Source organism: Aggregatibacter sp. (assembly GCF_057314075.1).
On sequence record NZ_DBHLAR010000009.1, the window covers coordinates 74,693 to 91,196 of the forward strand.

At 43.0% G+C, this 16,504-nt stretch carries 14 protein-coding genes and 1 pseudogene; 7 read left to right on the forward strand and 8 right to left on the reverse strand.

Annotation, left to right across the window (positions count from 1 at the left end; all coding sequences use genetic code 11):
* Positions 1-6 precede the first annotated feature (6 nt).
* From hypD to ACO5E4_RS07070, 3 genes are all read left to right on the forward strand, one after another.
* Positions 7-1,119, forward strand: a complete 1,113-nt coding sequence (gene hypD / locus ACO5E4_RS07060; RefSeq protein ID WP_288677530.1) for a hydrogenase formation protein HypD — start codon at positions 7-9, stop codon at positions 1,117-1,119.
* Entirely contained in the window at positions 1,119-2,132 is a 1,014-nt protein-coding gene (hypE, locus tag ACO5E4_RS07065; protein WP_485862545.1) for a hydrogenase expression/formation protein HypE, read from the forward strand. Before hypD ends, hypE begins: the two co-directional genes overlap by 1 nt.
* Before the next feature lie 223 nt (positions 2,133-2,355).
* The gene (locus tag ACO5E4_RS07070; RefSeq protein ID WP_485862546.1) at positions 2,356-2,574 is read left to right on the forward strand and encodes a hypothetical protein; all 219 of its coding nucleotides are present in this window, start codon (positions 2,356-2,358) and stop codon (positions 2,572-2,574) included.
* Between the two features lie 139 nt (positions 2,575-2,713).
* Here the strand turns inward: ACO5E4_RS07070 and ACO5E4_RS07075 are convergent, their stop codons facing one another.
* The 5 genes from ACO5E4_RS07075 to ACO5E4_RS07095 all read right to left on the reverse strand — a co-directional run bounded on the left by ACO5E4_RS07075 (position 2,714) and on the right by ACO5E4_RS07095 (position 9,291).
* The gene (locus ACO5E4_RS07075; RefSeq protein WP_485862547.1) at positions 2,714-3,535 is read right to left on the reverse strand and encodes a hypothetical protein; all 822 of its coding nucleotides are present in this window, start codon (positions 3,533-3,535) and stop codon (positions 2,714-2,716) included.
* Positions 3,536-3,623: 88 nt separating this feature from the next.
* Positions 3,624-4,238, reverse strand: a complete 615-nt coding sequence (locus ACO5E4_RS07080) for an alpha/beta hydrolase (protein ID WP_485862548.1) — start codon at positions 4,236-4,238, stop codon at positions 3,624-3,626.
* Positions 4,239-4,304: 66 nt separating this feature from the next.
* Complete coding sequence (locus ACO5E4_RS07085; RefSeq protein ID WP_485862549.1) at positions 4,305-5,120, reverse strand: shikimate 5-dehydrogenase; 816 nt, start codon at positions 5,118-5,120, stop codon at positions 4,305-4,307.
* A 96-nt stretch (positions 5,121-5,216) separates the two neighbouring features.
* Positions 5,217-7,508, reverse strand: coding sequence for a carbamoyltransferase HypF (gene hypF, locus ACO5E4_RS07090; protein WP_485862550.1), 2,292 nt, complete (start codon positions 7,506-7,508; stop codon positions 5,217-5,219).
* 292 nt (positions 7,509-7,800) lie between these two features.
* Positions 7,801-9,291 (reverse strand): leucyl aminopeptidase, encoded by a 1,491-nt coding sequence (locus tag ACO5E4_RS07095; protein WP_485862551.1) that lies wholly within the window; start codon positions 9,289-9,291, stop codon positions 7,801-7,803.
* Between the two features lie 152 nt (positions 9,292-9,443).
* Here ACO5E4_RS07095 and lptF point away from each other — a divergent pair, with 152 nt between their 5' ends.
* From lptF to metF, 3 genes are all read left to right on the forward strand, one after another.
* Positions 9,444-10,538 (forward strand): LPS export ABC transporter permease LptF, encoded by a 1,095-nt coding sequence (gene lptF, locus ACO5E4_RS07100; RefSeq protein WP_485862552.1) that lies wholly within the window; start codon positions 9,444-9,446, stop codon positions 10,536-10,538.
* A 15-nt stretch (positions 10,539-10,553) separates the two neighbouring features.
* Entirely contained in the window at positions 10,554-11,621 is a 1,068-nt protein-coding gene (gene lptG, locus ACO5E4_RS07105; RefSeq protein WP_485862553.1) for an LPS export ABC transporter permease LptG, read from the forward strand.
* A gap of 172 nt (positions 11,622-11,793) precedes the next feature.
* Positions 11,794-12,678, forward strand: coding sequence for a methylenetetrahydrofolate reductase (gene metF, locus ACO5E4_RS07110; protein WP_314953743.1), 885 nt, complete (start codon positions 11,794-11,796; stop codon positions 12,676-12,678).
* A 90-nt stretch (positions 12,679-12,768) separates the two neighbouring features.
* Here metF and znuB read toward each other — a convergent pair whose 3' ends face one another.
* Complete coding sequence (gene znuB, locus ACO5E4_RS07115) at positions 12,769-13,554, reverse strand: zinc ABC transporter permease subunit ZnuB (protein WP_485862554.1); 786 nt, start codon at positions 13,552-13,554, stop codon at positions 12,769-12,771.
* Between the two features lie 11 nt (positions 13,555-13,565).
* Complete coding sequence (gene znuC, locus ACO5E4_RS07120) at positions 13,566-14,339, reverse strand: zinc ABC transporter ATP-binding protein ZnuC (RefSeq protein WP_485862555.1); 774 nt, start codon at positions 14,337-14,339, stop codon at positions 13,566-13,568.
* Positions 14,340-14,534: 195 nt separating this feature from the next.
* Between znuC and mepM the strand changes: the two genes are divergently transcribed.
* Entirely contained in the window at positions 14,535-16,067 is a 1,533-nt protein-coding gene (mepM, locus tag ACO5E4_RS07125; RefSeq protein WP_485862556.1) for a murein DD-endopeptidase MepM, read from the forward strand.
* 342 nt (positions 16,068-16,409) lie between these two features.
* Here the strand turns inward: mepM and ACO5E4_RS07130 are convergent.
* Positions 16,410-16,504, reverse strand: a pseudogene (locus ACO5E4_RS07130) (HvfC family RiPP maturation protein); the annotation flags it as partial.

Consider the following 16,504-nt stretch of genomic DNA (forward strand, 5'->3'; position numbering starts at 1 on the left):
AACAAAATGCAGTTTATTGATGAGTTTCGTGATCCGAAATTAGCCAAAAGTTTAGTCAATCGCCTGAATGAATTAATGGCGAAATTGCCTCAATATACAGCGGAAAATCCGCTCTATTTAATGGAAGTTTGTGGCGGGCATACGCATACCATTTTTAAATTCGGTTTAGATCGTCTGTTACCGAAAAGCATTGAATTTATCCATGGCCCCGGTTGTCCTGTATGTGTCTTGCCGATGGGGCGCATTGATGTGTGCATTGAAATTGCGCAAAAGCCTGGCGTGATTTTCTGCACCTTTGGCGATGCCATGCGCGTGAAAGGGCGTCGAGGCTCCTTGTTGGAAGCCAAAGCAAAAGGTGCCGACGTGCGAATCGTGTATTCACCGTTAGATGCGATGAATATCGCAGTGAACAATCCTGACAAAAAAGTGGTGTTCTTCTCTCTTGGTTTTGAAACCACCATGCCGAGTGCTGCGGTGACTTTGCAGCAGGCGAATAAATTAAATATTCAGAATTTCTGGGTAGTTTGCCAAAACATTACCATCATTCCGACGCTACATAGTTTGCTTTCACAAGATTATGTGAAAATTGATGGCTTCCTTGCGCCGGGGCATGTGAGCATGGTGATCGGCACGTCGCCTTATCAATCCATCGTGGATAAATATCACAAACCTTTTGTCATCACAGGCTTTGAGCCGTTAGATATTTTGCAAGCCATCGTGATGTTGGTGCAGCAATTTGTGGACGGACGTTGCGAAATTGAAAATCAATATAAACGTATCGTGCATTCCGAAGGTAACTTGCTGGCGCAACAAGCCATGCGCGAAGTGTTCCAACTGAAAAAATCTAGCGAATGGCGTGGCTTAGGTGAAATTGAAGAGTCGGGTGTAGAACTGACCGATGCTTATAAACGCTTTGATGCGGAAGTGTATTTCCACAGCCAACCGCAACAAGTGGCGGATGACCCAAATTCTCGTTGCGGCGACGTGCTTACCGGCAAATGCAAACCTTCAGATTGCCCGTTATTTGGCACGCAATGTAACCCGGACAATGCCTATGGCGCGTTGATGGTGTCCTCGGAAGGGGCGTGTGCCGCCTATTATCAATATCGGAGAGAATAATGACAGATTTCATCACCATGGCGCACGGCAACGGCGGCGGTGCCATGCAAAAGCTTATTCAGGATTATTTCGTCGAAGCCTTTGATAATCCCATTCTTGCGCAAGGGGAAGACCAAGCCCGTTTGCCCTTAGCAGCGCTCATGGCACAAGGGGAACAGCTTTCTTTTAGTACCGACAGTTTCGTTATCGATCCGATTTTCTTTCCCGGTGGCAATATCGGCAAACTTGCCGTGTGTGGTACGTTAAATGATGTGGCGGTGTGTGGCGCCGTGCCGAAATATCTCTCTTGCGGTTTTATTTTAGAAGAAGGCTTGCCCTTAGCCGAACTCAAAGACATCATTCAAGCTATGGCAAAAGCTTGCCAAGCTGCCGGTGTGCAAGTGGTGACGGGTGACACCAAAGTGGTGCAAAAAGGTGCGGTGGATAAAATCTTTATTAACACCAGCGGCATCGGTGTCATTCCGCAAGGCATCGATTGGGGGATGCACCGTATTGAAGCGGGCGACAACATTATCGTCAGTGGCACCATCGGCGAACACGGCGCGACCATTCTTAATTTGCGCGAAAACCTGGGGATTCAAACGGATCTCAAAAGCGACTGTGCGGTTCTTGCACCACTCATCGATTTATTGCGCCCCATTGAGGGCGTAAAAGCGATACGTGATGCTACTCGTGGCGGCGTAAATGCGGTGTTACACGAATTTTCTGCCGCCCAACAATTAGGCATGCAAATCAACGAAGACGATTTACCCATCCGTTCTGAAGTACGCGGTATTTGCGAATTGCTCGGGTTAGAAGCCTTAAATTTTGCTAACGAAGGCAAATTGGTGATTATTGCTTCCCCCGAAAAAACACCTGAAATTCTGACCGCACTTCATTCCCATGAATTAGGCAAAAATGCCGCCGTGATTGGCGAAGTGACGACGGATAAAAAAGTCAGATTATTAGGCAGTTTCGGGCAGTCACGGTTGTTGGATTTACCGATGAATGAGCCGTTGCCGAGGATTTGTTAGGTTGTTTTACTTTCTTGCTTGTGCAAGAAAGTAGCAAAGAACACACCCCGGATAAATTGCTTTTCCTCTCTTTATTGTCATTTTCTTCACGGAAAATTTCGAACTCGCCACTGCGTGGCTCAAACAAAGCGAAATTTTCCTAAAAATGCCAAGTCGTTCGGGCAATTTATACGGGGCCGTTTTATTTGAGCGTTATTAGTTAAAAGTGCAGTAGGATTTTGGATTGTTTTTTGCGGTAAAAAACGTTTGGGATTTCAACCGCACTTTCTTTTTCATGATGGTTCAAGCGTCCACGCTTGGACCCAAAGAAGCATCAGCGTGGACGCTGGCGCTATCAAAGGGGATTTTATTTGAGCGTTATTGGATAAAAAGTGTGGTGGAATTTGGGATTGTTTTTTATGTGAAAAACGTTTTGGATTTCAACCGCACTTTTGCGCTTTAAATTCCCCAAAGGGGAATGACTATGCTTAACCTAGGGTAACTTGTTACCCTAGGCAAAAAAGAGGGCGCAAGCATCCACGATTGGACTAAAGAAAGCCCCAGCGTGGACGCAGGGGCTGTTGGAGGCGGCAAGAGGAAATTTATTTTGATAATTTTTTGATTAATATCCCATTTTCATTAAAGTTTTGTTCAATATTTTTATGATGGTTTACGTATGATTTTATTTTGCCATTTGGATAAAAATATTTTGTATAAATAAAATTAGTGTTTTTAAGATAATTTACGCTTTCTAGTGTCCCTTGTTCATCATAATTTTCATAAAGATCTTCCTTTACTCCATTTTGCACCGTTATATAGTGTTTTTGAGTTGGTTTTCCGTTGGTGTAGGAAATATAATTAACGTCCGAAAATATCCCCAATACTTCGTTAAACTTATCGGTGTCCATATAAAGCCTCTCTACTTTTCCTTTGTCAAAAGCCACCTTAATTTCATTATTTATATCATCCCATAAGCGATATTGTTTAATGTAACTTGGCGTACCTGTGGTTTCGTAGTAATGATCTATTGTAATCCAGCGCTCCTCTCCGTTTTTTATAAATTTAATTATCTCCTTTTTGTGGTGGTTTTTAGGCGGTCTGGGTTTTATGTCGCCAGAGTATTCTTTCTCATAAAATAGTGTCTTTCCATCTGCAGTATTGGTACGTTTATAAATATCATATAGGGGTAACCCAAGTTCGGGTTCGTATTCTCCCGTTGCTTTAATGTCAAATTGATAAGATAACTCTAAACTCCCTGTCTGTTTCCCGGTTAAGTCCGGTCTAGGGGAATAAGTTTTGGTTACTTGGTTATCTTCTTTAATGTTATTTTGCTTTTTTGTTGAATTGACTAATTCAACACCTATCGTTTCAAATGAAATGATGATAGTCATAAAAAATAAGGCAAAATTTTTTAATATTTTCATAAATATTTTTTCTCCTATGGTTCCAATAGCGCACGCTTCCCAGCGTGTGCTGTAACCCCTCACAATGGCGTACGTCTATAAAAGGGTCTTATATCAATTTCTTAAACCAATTATCCAAGAAAGCCAATTGTTCTTCCGTATGAAACCAATGTTCCCCATTATGCATAACAGTCATACTTGCGCCGATATGATTTGCAAAATTTCGCATCGTTTCTAAGGAAGTGATATTGTCATTGCCGGCGTAAAGAATATGACTTGGTATATTCCAAGTTATCGGATGGTTTCTGGCATAAGAAAAATACTCCCAAGATAAGCTTTCATTTAAGGATGTTGTAATTATTTTCTCTTTGTATAGCTGTTCTTCCGATATGTTTAACCTCGCCATCATGTTTAAAATTAATTTTTCCATATCCACGATTGGAGAAATAAAAATCGCTTTTCTAATCGGTTTATTGGCTAAAGAGAGCAGGGAATAATATGCACCAATGCTATTTGCTATCAAAGAAATTTCACGATATTTAGGGACTAGTGAATCGAAGAATTTTGGAAATTCGACTTCAGCCTCCCAAGGTAATTCCGATTTATAATCAAACCCGATAACGTCATATTCATCACTGAAAAATTTTTTATAGTAGCAAGCTTCATCTGCATTTCCGCCTTTACCATGTATGTATATCACAGCATTTTTCATTCTAGCTCTCATGCCGGCTCCTATAGCGCGCTATAGATAAAGTCTAAATGATAAAAAACGCTCAAAACCCACCGCACTTTAGGCATTTTTTCTCGCATAGTCTGCCGCTTCGGCGATGAGAGCTTCGCTTGGTCTTTTGCCGGTATAGAGCTCGAATTGTTCAACGGCTTGTAACACAATCACTTCCGCGCCGGAGATGGTTTGTTTACCTAAGGCATGGGCGGTTTTAATTAATGGTGTGTCGGCAGGTTGGGCAACCACATCAAACGCTGTTTTGGCTTGACGGATCATCTCTTCGGGGAAGGCGAGATCGAAAGCTTCTTTGCTCCCTTTCATGCCGATTGGCGTGACGTTAATGAGTATGTCGGCGGTTTGATTGTCGAGGGATGAAAGGTAATCATAGCCATAAAGTGCGGCTAAATAGTTGCCTGTTTTTTCGTTACGGGCGAAGACATTGAGTTTTTCAAAGCCTGAATGCTTAAATGCCGCCACGACCGCTTTTGCCATGCCACCGCTGCCATGTACGATCACGCGATCGTTCTTATTCAATTGGTATTTTTCGATAAGTTTAACAATGGCAATGTAGTCGGTGTTGTAGGCGCGTAAAATGCCGTTATCGTTGACGATGGTATTGACCGATTCAATGGCTTGTGCGGAAGGCGAGATTTCGTCTAAAAACGGCATACAACTTTCTTTGAACGGCATAGACACTGCACTGCCTCGAATACCCAACGCGCGAATACCTTTGACGGCGTGTTCGATATCATCGGTGGTGAAGGCTTTGTAAATGAAATTCAAACCAAGTTTTTGATAAAGATAATTGTGAAATGTGGTGCCGAAATTGCCGGGACGACCGGAGAGGGACATACAGAGTTGGGTATCTTTGTTAAGCATAAGAAGCCTCACATTGGTATAGATAAAAAAGGATTCGCTCAGTATAGCAAATGATAATCCATAAAACGTTTAGAAAACCGACCGCACTTTCACGAATCATGCACAAATAAGACGATTGGGCCCCATCTGAGCCGCGATGACCGCCTGCCCCAAACTCAAGCCCCCATCTCCCATCGGAAACTGATGCGCACTCAATACCTTAAATTCAGCTAACTGTTCTTTTATCAATCGCCGTAATAATTGGTTATGCCATACGCCACCGGAAAGCACGAGAGTTTCGCAATGATGGCGTTGCGCCTGTTGGCGAGCCAATTGAGCGAAACCTTCTGCTAACGCATAATGAAAAATAAAGGCTTTGTCAGCGTTGGACAAATCGAGCGCAATCCATGCTTGCCAGAAATGGGCAAGATCCAATTTATTTTCGGCGTTAAGGGGCATTAAGGTTGGAAGCTTTCTTTTATCGAATGGTAAACTGGCGAGCGCTGATTGCGAGGCGAGCACTTCTAATTGGCAAGCGGCTTCGCCTTCCCAGCTCAGTTGTGGCGGCGTGATGCCTAAGTCAAATGCCACAGCGTCAAATAAGCGACCGGCAGAGGAAATTCGTGGGCTATTCAGATTACGTTCAATGGCCTTAGCGAGCAGTTGCCAGTCGTAGTCGGCGCACGTTTGGGCGGCGATTTCTTGCCAATTTGGCACGAATTGATGCAAATGCGCTAACCAGTTGCGCCAAGGTTGTTTGGCGGCAAGATCGCCCCCCGGCAATGCCACCGCAGGTAGCCCACCTAAATAGCGGCAGTGTTTTTCATCGACCAACAGACATTCTCCGCCCCAAAGTTGTCCGTTTTCCCCCATGCCGATACCGTCTAACGCAAGCCCAATAACTTGCTCATGGCAATGATGTTCTGCCATGACGCTGACAATATGGGCTTGGTGGTGGAGCACTTCCACATAAGGAATTTGATGTTGTGTAGCCAAGCGTTTACCCACTTCATGGGTGAAATAACCCGCGTGGGCATCAATGGCGATAAGTTCCGGTTTGAATTGGTAGATTTGGCAAAATAGCGCAATATTCGCTTCTAATTGCGACCGCACTTTTTCATTCGAGGTGTCGCCGATGTGTTGGCTGACGATGGCTTTATTTTGACGCAACAAACAGAACGTATTTTTTAAATCAGACCCTAATGCCAGCACATTGCGCGGGCTGTGCCGATCCAACAGAGTCTCGTCCGGCACATAGCCGCGGGCGCGGCGCAAGGTTTCTATGCCATCAAATGCCGCGCGCACTAAGGAATCGTCAGCGCGTTGCAAAATGTCGCGATTGTGGCAGAGGAAATAATCCGCCAAATCACTTAAATATTCCACCGCACTTTGATTATCCAATACCGGCGGTTGTCCGCTTGGGTTGGCAGAAGTCATCACTAATGGGCGATTCACTTCTCTCAATAACAAATGCTGTAACGGGTTGCTTGGTAACATCACGCCGATTTCATTGAGTTGTGGTGCAATCTGGTCTGCTAATGAGGGGACTTTGTGTTTTGCCAATAGCACAATGGGCGCAGCCGTGCTGGTGAGTAATTTGATTTCTGTTTCGGTGAGATCGTTTAAAAAAGACACATCCGGCACCATCACCGCCAAGGGTTTACTTGGGCGGTGTTTGCGGTCGCGTAGTAATTGCACCGCATCAGCCTGGGTTGCATCACAGGCAAGATGAAAACCGCCGATACCTTTTACTGCAACGATCTTGCCTTGCCGCAACAAAAGTGCGGTGGTTTTTATCGGTGTTTTTTCATCGATAAGCGCTCCTTCTTGATTGCTTAACCAAACGTGCGGGCCACAGATGGCGCAAGCGTTAGGTTGCGCATGAAAACGACGGTCGGCAGGGTTTTTATATTCTTCTGCGCAATCAGGGCAAAGGGGAAAATCGGCCATCGAGGTGTTTTTGCGATCGTAGGGAATGGCTTTAATAATCGTAAAACGCGGGCCGCAGTGGGTGCAATTCGTAAAAGGATAATGATAGCGTCGATTGGTCGGGTTAAATAAATCCTTCAAACAGGCGGGGCAAGTGGCGGCATCAGGCACGATTTGGGTATCCATGGCGTTGTTTTCGCTTTCACGGATTTCAAAGCCTTCAAAGTGCGGTGGATTTTCCCATTGTTTTTCCTGCTGCTGAATGTCGGTAATCAGCGCAAGCGGAGGCAGTTGGGTTTGCAGATCATGCAGGAATTGTTGCAGTTGCTGCGCTGTTGGCTCAAGCAGGCGGATGAGTACGCCTTGCCCGTCGTTGTTGACATCGCCGCGTAATCCGTATTGATTCGCCAATAACCAGACGAAAGGACGAAATCCCACGCCTTGTACTTTGCCTTTTATGCGTAATTCAATGCCCTGCATATGTTTCCTGTTGCGTTTTTTATTGCTTTTAAGTATGAAAAAATATTTAACAGTATGAACAAGTTATTTATTTTTATCGAATTATTTTACTGGATTTAGGGCTTAGCTATGAGGTGGTTTTGTGAAAACCATCAAAAATGATGATCTTCGTCAAGGAATAATTCTTTTGAGATGTAAGTGACCAAAGTCATGACCGCACTTTGGGATCATTCTCAAAGTGCGGTCATTTTTTTTCATTTTTTGAAGATGATTGGCAGTGCCAGTGTTCAAAGCCTGTGCCGTTCTTCGTGTTTTATTTCACTTGATTTAACAGGAATTGTACGAGCAAGGAAACCGGTCTGCCGGTAGCACCTTTGTTTGCACCTTGTAGCCATGCAGTACCGGCAATGTCGAGGTGCGCCCATGGGTATTTCTTGGTGAAATTGGCGAGGAAGGCACCCGCCGTGATGGCACCGCCCCAACGTCCGCCAATATTGGCTAAATCGGCAAAGTTGGATTTTAACTGCTCTTGGTATTCTTCGCTTAACGGTAAACGCCATGCCTTGTCGGCACTTTGTTGTGCGGCTTGTTCAAGCGCGGCTGCGATGTCGTCATGGGTAGAGACCAAACCACTGTTGTGTTGTCCTAATGCGACTACGCAAGCCCCTGTTAAGGTGGCAATGTCAATGACCAGTTCAGGATCAAAACGTTCTACGTAAGTGAGCGTATCACATAGCACCAAGCGACCTTCTGCATCGGTATTTAACACTTCCACGGTTAAGCCGTTCATGGTGGTGAGAATGTCGCCCGGGCGATAAGCGTTGCCGTCCGGAAGATTTTCACAGCCTGCCATGACGCCGATCACGTTTAATGGTAACTGTAGTTGTGCTAAGGCATTCATCACGCCATAAACGGAAGCCGCGCCGCACATATCGTATTTCATTTCATCCATATCCGCCGCCGGTTTGAGGGAAATACCGCCGGCATCAAAGGTTAACCCTTTTCCCACTAACACGATCGGTTTCGCGCTCGGGGTTGGTGCATTACGGTATTCCATAATGGCTAATTTTGCCTCGTTATGCGCGCCGCGTGATACGGCAAGATAGGCACCCATGCCTAATTTTTCCATTTCTGCTTCATTGATAATGGTCGTTTTAATCAGTGGTGAGGTTTCGGCTAAGTTTAGGGCTTTGTCTGCCAAATATGCCGGGTTGCACACATTCGGTGGGCAGTTCGCCACATCTTTGGCAAAGCGTACGCCGAGGGCGATCGCAGATGCATGCTGAATCGCTTGTTCGGCGGATGCCTGCTCATCTGCGCCAACGTTAAAAATCAACTCTGAAAGTGCGGTAGATTTTTCTGCTGTTTTTTGGCTTTTGAATTGAGTGAATTGGTATAAATCCTGTTCGATGGCTTCAATAGCAAAACGGATGTTCCAATAAATATCACGTTGATTCAGGGAAATTTCAGTTAAAAAACTGACCGCACTTTTGGCTTGGGTTTCCTTTAGTGCCTGTGCTGTTTTTTGTATAAGTTGTTTAAATTGACGTTCGTTTAGTTCACCACGTTTACCACATCCCACGACGAGAAGTCGTTCAGCCGCAAGGTTTGGCACATTGCGCAATAATGTGGTTTGCCCAAGTTTGCTGCTAAGCTCACCACTTTCCACCAAATGGAGGAGATAATTATCAGAAATCTTGTTAATTTCCACCGCACTTTGAGATAAGTTTTTTTCTTCAAAAATGCCCACAATCAGGCAATCCGCTGCTTGATTTACGGCATAATGTTGTGCGCTATACTTCATTTTTTCCTCGCTTATTTTGCTGTTTTAAATGTCAAATTAGGGTATCATACGCCACCTATTCTTTAGGTAAGCCAAACCCGATTTGGTTTTTTCAAAGTGAAACGAATTTAATCTCTTTTGCTGAAATAGCAAGAGAAAAATAGGCAAAAAAAGTGATTTTAACCCGATATTTAACCAAAGAAGTTTTTAAAAGCCAGATTGCGATTTTGTTCATTCTGTTGCTGATCTTTTTTTGTCAGCAACTCGTTCGCGTACTGGGATCAGCCGCGAATGGCCAGGTGCCGGCGGATTTGGTCTTTTCCTTGCTTGGTTTAGGCATGCCGACCATGGCACAACTGATGTTGCCACTTTGTTTGTTCATTGCGATTTTGTTGACTTTAGGTCGTTTATACGCCGAAAGTGAAATTACCGTCATGCGTGCCTGTGGCGTAGGGTCAAAAATTTTAGTGAAAGTCGTTTTGATTTTATCGTTATTTACCGGGGCGTTGGCAGCATACAATGCATTATGGTTGAGTCCGTGGGCAATTAATAAACAAGTGGCGATCATTGAGGAAGCAAAGGCAAATCCGAATATGGGCGCCTTGTCTGCCGGTCAATTTATGACGACAAATAACAGTGATTTTGTGTTGTTTATTGATGACATTCAAGAAAATCAAATTAATAACGTTTATGTATTCCAAACCCAGCCAAAAGGGCAAACTAAGCCGTCAGTCATTGTGGCGGAGCAAGGGGAATTAACCTCCTTGCCAAACGGCGATCAAATCTTACGTTTGCAAAATAGTGATCGTTTTGAAGGCACCGCCATTTTGCCGGATTTCCGCATCACCCATTTTGATGAATACCAAGCTTATTTAGGCCATAAAGCCGTTGAAGATGATTCAAATGAAGCGGGTGAAATGAGCCTTATGCAACTGTTAAATGCCGATACGCCGGCCATGAAAACCGAATTTCACTGGCGTTTAACGTTAATTCTTGCCGTGCCGATCATGGCCTTGTTAGCTGTGCCGTTAAGTCGTGTTAATCCGCGCCAAGGTCGTTTTGCCAAAGTGTTGCCGGCATTGTTGTTGTATTTAATTTACTTCTTATTACAAAGTTCACTGAAATCTGCCGGTGGTGCAGGCAAATTAGATGCCACTTTATTTATGCCATTGGTGAATGGAGGCTTTTTCTTATTAGTGATTTTGCTCAATAGTTGGGATAGCGCATTCATGTACCGTATTCGTTATTCATTAAATAAAAAACGCTAAAACAGGGATAACGGAATGAATACCTTAGAACGATATATCGGTAAAAGTATTTTAGGCACGATTTTCGCCACTTTGTTAATGTTAGTAGGATTATCTGCCATTATTAAATTTGTAGAGCAGTTCCGTAGCGTGGGTAAAGGTACTTATGACATTTTGCAGGCGATTGTTTATACGGTGTTGACGATGCCGAAAGATGTCGAAACCTTTTTCCCTATGGCGGCATTGCTTGGGGCATTAATTGCATTGGGAAATCTTGCCAGTCGTAGCGAGTTGGTGGTCATGCAATCATCAGGATTTTCACGTATACGTATCGGCATTGCCGTGATGAAAACAACTATTCCGTTAGTCTTGTTGACGATGGTGATTGGTGAATGGGGAATCCCCCAAACCGAGCAGTTTGCACGTGATATGCGCTCTAAAGCTATTTCCGGTGGTTCTATGCTTTCGGTGAAAAATGGTATTTGGGCAAAAGATGGTAATAATTTCGTGTATGTGCGTAGTATTTCTGATGATGTGGAATTGAATGATATTTATATTTATACCTTCAATGAACAACGCCAATTAGAGAAAATGAAACATGCGAATCAAGCGTCTTTTAACAATGGCAAATGGACGTTACGCCAAGTCAATGAATCCCGTATTCAACCCGATGAAGTGGTGACTATCAATCGTTTAAATGAAGACTGGGAGACCAATTTAACGCCCGATAAACTAGGCGTGGCGTCACTGCGCCCAACATCGTTGTCTATTTCGGGGTTATCGAATTACATTGCTTTCTTAAAGGAAACCGGACAGGATTCCAGAAATTTCGAGTTGACCTATTGGCGTAAATTGTTTCAACCGGTTTCTGTGGGCGTGATGATGATGTTGGCGTTGTCCTTTATTTTTGGTCCGTTGCGTAGTGTGACTGCCGGTGCACGTATTCTTATCGGGATTTCTTTCGGTTTCTTGTTCTATGTGGTGAATGAGTTATTTGGTAAATTCAGCTTAGTGTATAACACCACTCCGCTTATTGGCGCCTTGATGCCAAGTGTGTTGTTCCTGCTTATTACTTGGTGGCTGTTGGCGCGACGTCGAAATTAAACAAAAGTGCGGTAAGAAAAAACAATGTTTTTAAGGCCCGTGATTGTCACGGGCTTTTTATGCTAAACATTAATTTCATTCATTTAATGAATGAAATATTTGAAATTGACACATATTTCCTTTCTCTTTAATTTAACCAATATCTTTGACAGATTTGAAATGAGGTAACTTTATGAGTTATGCAAAAGAAATTGATAATTTAAACCAACACTTAGCTGACTTGAACGGCAAAATTAACGTTTCCTTTGAATTTTTCCCACCAAAAAATGAAAAAATGGAAGATATTTTGTGGGAATCTATTCATCGTTTAAAAGTGTTAAAACCGAAATTTGTTTCCGTTACCTATGGGGCGAACTCCGGTGAGCGTGAACGTACGCATGGTGTTGTAAAACGCATTAAGCAGGAAACCGGTTTGGAGGCAGCGCCACATTTAACCGGTATCGATGCAACACCGGATGAATTACGCCGCATTGCAAAAGATTATTGGGATAGCGGTATTCGCCGTATTGTGGCGTTGCGTGGTGATGAGCCGAAAGGTTACGAGAAAAAACCTTTTTATGCTGCAGATTTAGTGGCATTGCTTCGTGAGGTAGCCGACTTTGATATCTCCGTTGCAGCCTATCCGGAAGTGCACCCGGAAGCAAAATCAGCACAAGCGGATTTAATCAATTTAAAACGTAAAATTGATGCCGGTGCTAATCACGTGATCACGCAATTCTTCTTTGACATCGATAGCTATTTGCGCTTCCGTGATCGTTGTGCTTCTATCGGTATTGACGCAGAAATCGTGCCGGGCATTTTACCGGTCACTAACTTCAAACAGCTTCAAAAAATGGCTGCGATCACTAATGTGAAAATTCCTGCCTGGATGGCGAAAATGTATGATGGGTTAGATGATGACCAAACAACCCGTAATTTAGTGGCGGCAAGTATCGCCATGGATATGGTACGTGTATTGTCTCGCGAAGGGGTAAAAGACTTCCACTTCTACACCTTAAACCGCAGCGAACTTACTTACGCGATTTGCCATACGTTAGGGATTCGTCCGACGTTGTAATTTAAAAAACGAAAAAAAAGCGACCGCACTTTAGATTTTCCTCTTAAAGTGCGGTCGTTTTTTTATGTATTTGTTGTGGTGAATGAAGATTTAATTCGGTTCTTTTTTCAGTAATGAACACAAAAAGAGAAACGTGGAGCAAATGACGACAGAAGGGCCTGCGGCGGTGTCGTAATATGCAGATAAGGTTAGCCCCATGGATACAGAGAGCATACTAACAATTACAGCAATACCAACCATGCTTTCCGGTGTGCGGGCAAAGCGCTTGGCGGTGGCTGACGGAATGATGAGTAGGGAGGTAATAATTAATGCACCAACAAATTTCATGCTCAAGGCAATAGTTAAGGCCGTTAAGATCATCAGAATAAAACGCATTCTTTTCACATTAATCCCTTCCACTTGAGCCAACTCCGGGCTGATTGTGGTGGAAATTAGCGGCTTCCAAAAATAGATTAATGCGGCAAGCACGACAATGGCGCCAAGACTGATGTAAATGAGATCGTCATAAGTAATGGCCAGTAAATCGCCGAATAAATAGGACATTAAATCGACCCGCACATTTTGGAGCAAACCGACTGTGACGACTCCGATGGAAAGACAGCTATGGGCAATAATGCCAAGTAATGTATCTACAGAAAATTGCGTATTATTTTCCAACCAAACCATGGCAATGGAAAGCAAAACCGTGAGGACTAAAATGGCGATGTAAGGGTTAATTTGCAAGAAAATGCCAAGCGCAACGCCCAATAACGCCGAATGGGAAAGTGTATCGCCGAAATAAGCCATTTTACGCCAGACCACAAACGCACCGAGTGGTGCTGTAATTAGCGAAAGTACCATGCCTGTAATCCAGGCGGGAAAAAGAATATCAAACATAATATGAATCGTTAGTGTGAATGCTGGGATTCCATACCGCAAATGTCGCCGTGCATATTATGGCGGTGATTATGGTGATGGGTGTAAACTGCAATATTTCTAGAAAACTGATTGCCGAAAAAGTGAATAAATGTTGGATCACTTGAAACGGTTTCAGGAGTACCGGCACAACAAATATGCTGATTAATACACAGTACTTCGTTAGTGTCAGCCATGACAATATGCAAATCATGCGACACCATTAGAATTGCGCAGTTTAATTTTTCACGAGTTTGCTGAATCAGCTGATAAAGCTCTGCCTGACCGGTCATATCTACGCCCTGAGTGGGCTCGTCTAACACCAATAAATTTGGTTTATTTAAAATTGCTCTTGCCAGTAACACCCGTTGCATTTCGCCACCGGAAAGTTTTTGCATATTGTTGTGAATTAAATGGCTAATGGATAATAATGCCATGGCATCTTGAATATCCTGCCGAGAAATTCCTTTTTTTAAGGATAAAAATTTTTCAACGGTAATGGGTAAATTGTGGTCTAGGTGGATCTTTTGCGGGACGTAACCGATACGAATATTTTTGTTGTAGCGCACAGAACCGGAAGTGGGTTGCTGTAGTTTGAGTAAGACTTTTAATAGTGTAGATTTACCACCGCCATTAGGTCCTACAATAGTAATAATCGAATTGGGATAAATAATGAGGTTAATATGGCTGAGAGCGACTTGTTGGCCATATTTTACATTGATGTCTTTTAATTCAACTAAGGGCACTTTTATTGCATTGATTTGCATGATGGGGTCTATTCGAGGTTTCAACGTAGAAAAATTGCGCTAAAAATAGCTTATTTTTTATGATTTAACAAGTTCGCCGATAATTTATGTGTATAATTGCGCCGTTTGTCAGGAATTTCATTTTATCCGTTGAATTTTTTTATTTTTATTGAGTCATAAGTAAACTTAACTCTTATTTGTTGTAAGGAAAACAAAGTGGTACAACACGTGAAATTAGCAAGAGAGCGTCGTCAAAGAAAATCGCGTATTAAAGCGCTTATTTTCTTTTTGGCACTTTTGTTGATTTTTACCGGTTTTTTTCTTCATTTAAATGACACGGCAGAAGATAAAATTGAACGTGTCAAAAATCCTACTTATTCCAACCTTTCAACCCAAAATACATTTTCCGATACAAATAATCTACTACAGGAGATTCTCTCTTTAGGTGAGCTTTACCCTGGTTCTGCCTATGTTGTTTCCTTTACTAATGAAGCTGTTCAAGAAACACAAATTTTAGCCGATACGTTTAGCCTTAATGCCGTAGAAGAGGCCACTTCTTATGACGATGATGTAGGGAAAGACGATGAATCTGAAGAAGTCAAAACTCACGATGATTTTGATGATCTGGATACCTTGCCAGGTGATGCGAAGGATGCTGTCGTGAATATTTTAGACGTGGCGGATCAAGCAATTAGAATCAAAGATCAATTTAGCCATACCGTGGTGAAAGGCGATAGTTTAAAGGATGTATTGGAACTCTCCGGTTTGGAGGATGATACTAGTAAGCAACTGATTGCCACTTATCCTGAGCTCAAATATTTACAAGCAGGACAGCAATTCTATTGGATTTTGAATAATGATGGTGAATTGGAATATTTGAATTGGTTGGTTTCACAGAAAAAAGAGCATATCTACGAATTACAGTCAGACGGTAAATTTAATCGTCAGATTCTAGAAAAGAAAAGTGTTTGGAAACGGGAAGTGCTACGTGGTGAAATGGATGGTTCTTTCGTTAATAGTCTGAAAAAATTAGGTTTAGATAATCGTCAAATTTACCAATTGACCTCAGCATTACAATGGCAAGTGAGTTTAAAACAACTTAAAAAAGACACCAAAATATCGATTCTAGTCTCTCGTGAATATTTAGAAGAGAACCGTACCGGTCAAGGTAACGTAGAAGCTATTCATATTATGACCGGAGGAAAAGGCTATTATGCGATTCAGGCGGCGAACGGACGTTACTATAACCGTCAGGGGGAAACCTTAGGTAAAGGTTTTGCACGTTATCCATTGCAACGTCAAGCGCGCGTATCTTCACCGTTTAACCCTCGTCGTCTTCATCCTGTTACAGGCCGTGTTGCACCACATAAAGGCGTGGATTTTTCTATGCCGATAGGCACGCCGGTTATTGCACCGGCAGATGGTACGGTAGAAAAAATTGCGTATCAGGCAAATGGCGCCGGTCGTTATGTGGTCATTCGTCATTCTCGCGAATACCAAACCGTGTATATGCACTTAAGCCGTCCTTTAGTAAAAGCCGGACAAAGTGTGAAGAAAGGTGAACGTATTGCATTGTCGGGAAATACCGGACGCTCAACCGGTCCGCACTTACACTATGAATTTCATATTAACGGACGCCCTGTGAACCCGCTTACGGTCAAACTTCCGGGAGGAAGCAGTGGTATGGCAACGGCTGAACGTAAACAATTCCTTGTCAAAGCCAATGAAGTAGAACGCTTGTTACGTTAGTTTTGAAAGTGCGGTGGTTTTTCCAGCTGTTCGGTATTATGTAGCAGTTGCACAAAGATTTAACCGATTAAAAACCTTAAAATCCCTATTGAAATTTTAACTCAATAGGGATGTAGTGATCAGCTAATTCAACAGTCCCCGATAGGTTGTTTTTGTTAAAACAGGTGGCAAACCTTGATTGTAACGATGTGGGCGAACAAAATTGTAATACATCACATAAACTCTCACATCGTCCATCGCTTGCCCCAAGGTTATATAGTCGCCCTCTTTGCATCCATTCATATTTAAAGCTGCGAAACCAACGCTCCATTGGGGCATTATCCCAACAGTTACCTCGGTGACTCATACTTTGGGATAAAGCACTTTAGCATTAATCCAATTCACCCAAGTGTTTTCCAATAATGGAATTAAGGGGGTGCTATCTTCAACTACAGTAT

What these genes read in the sequence shown, in the direction of transcription:
- hypD (WP_288677530.1), top strand. Translation starts at nt 7, where the DNA reads ATGCAGTTTATTGATGAGTTTCGTGATCCGAAATTAGCCAAAAGTTTA.
- hypE (WP_485862545.1), top strand. Translation starts at nt 1,119, where the DNA reads ATGACAGATTTCATCACCATGGCGCACGGCAACGGCGGCGGTGCCATG.
- ACO5E4_RS07075 (WP_485862547.1), bottom strand. Translation starts at nt 3,535, where the DNA reads ATGAAAATATTAAAAAATTTTGCCTTATTTTTTATGACTATCATCATT.
- ACO5E4_RS07080 (WP_485862548.1), bottom strand. Translation starts at nt 4,238, where the DNA reads ATGAGAGCTAGAATGAAAAATGCTGTGATATACATACATGGTAAAGGC.
- ACO5E4_RS07085 (WP_485862549.1), bottom strand. Translation starts at nt 5,120, where the DNA reads ATGCTTAACAAAGATACCCAACTCTGTATGTCCCTCTCCGGTCGTCCC.
- hypF (WP_485862550.1), bottom strand. Translation starts at nt 7,508, where the DNA reads ATGCAGGGCATTGAATTACGCATAAAAGGCAAAGTACAAGGCGTGGGA.
- ACO5E4_RS07095 (WP_485862551.1), bottom strand. Translation starts at nt 9,291, where the DNA reads ATGAAGTATAGCGCACAACATTATGCCGTAAATCAAGCAGCGGATTGC.
- lptG (WP_485862553.1), top strand. Translation starts at nt 10,554, where the DNA reads ATGAATACCTTAGAACGATATATCGGTAAAAGTATTTTAGGCACGATT.
- metF (WP_314953743.1), top strand. Translation starts at nt 11,794, where the DNA reads ATGAGTTATGCAAAAGAAATTGATAATTTAAACCAACACTTAGCTGAC.
- znuB (WP_485862554.1), bottom strand. Translation starts at nt 13,554, where the DNA reads ATGTTTGATATTCTTTTTCCCGCCTGGATTACAGGCATGGTACTTTCG.
- znuC (WP_485862555.1), bottom strand. Translation starts at nt 14,339, where the DNA reads ATGCAAATCAATGCAATAAAAGTGCCCTTAGTTGAATTAAAAGACATC.